The sequence below is a fragment of the Silanimonas algicola genome (genome assembly GCF_054777375.1).
On record NZ_BAAHAS010000008.1, the window covers coordinates 1 to 866 of the forward strand.

The 866-nt window shown below is 63.0% G+C and carries 2 protein-coding genes; one reads left to right on the top strand and one right to left on the bottom strand.

The window, feature by feature from the left end; translation table 11 throughout:
* Positions 1–199, top strand: a 199-nt coding sequence (locus tag ACYVAK_RS14665; RefSeq protein ID WP_461062324.1) for a hypothetical protein, incomplete at its 5' end; no start/stop codon positions are given.
* A 123-nt stretch (positions 200–322) separates the two neighbouring features.
* Here ACYVAK_RS14665 and ACYVAK_RS14670 read toward each other — a convergent pair.
* On the bottom strand, positions 323–866 hold a 544-nt coding region (locus ACYVAK_RS14670; RefSeq protein WP_461062326.1), incomplete at its 5' end, for an IS30 family transposase.

Below are 866 nucleotides of genomic sequence, written 5' to 3' on the forward strand. Positions count from 1 at the left end.
CAACGAGCGTCCGCCCAACGGCGCGAGCAAGCCGCGCAGCTTCCAGATGGAGATGCAGCCCAAGCTGATGCAGGGGCTGATGCACCTGCTGGACCAGGCGCTGCTGCAGTCCCAGTGGAAGGAGCCGTTCCATCCCGTGGTGGGCAGCGAGCCGCCGCACGACGAGGGCGATGGGAACCGGCCGCGGTATCTGAATTGACCTGGCCGTCGTTCCCGCCCGAATTGACCTTCGCCGTCATTCCCGCGAAGGCGGGAATCCAGAGCTTTCAAGGGAAAGGCGGCCAACGGCCGCCTTCATCGGGAGCCCTGGGTCCCGGCGGTTTCAACCGGTCAATGCAACGGTGGCTGCCAGCCTTTCGGCTGGTGACTCGAATCCCAAAGTCTCTCTGGGACGTGTATTGAGCTTTCTGGCGACCTGGTCTAGCTGCTCCTGCGTGTACAGAGACAGGTCGTCGGTTCGCTTTAGGTAGTACCGCAGCAGCCCGTTCGTATTCTCGTTGGTTCCTCTCTGCCACGGGCTGCGAGGATCGCAGAAGTAGACCTGCACGTCCGTGGCTACGGTGAACCTGGCGTGCTGCGCCAACTCCGTTCCTCGGTCCCAGGTCAGGGTCTGCATGAGGTTGTTGGGTAGCTTCTTCACCCGCTCGATCAGTGCGTCGACCACGGTCTGAGAATCTTTGCCACCGAGCTTGGCCAGCATCACGTAGCGGGAATGGCGCTCCACGAGCGTGGCAATCTGGCTGTTCTTCGCGCCGATGATCAGGTCGCCCTCCCAGTGGCCCGGAACAGCCCTGTCTTCGACGCACGCCGGCCGCTGGCGAATCGAGACCGCCCCGACAATCTGGCCTTGCTTGCGTTCCTGCAAG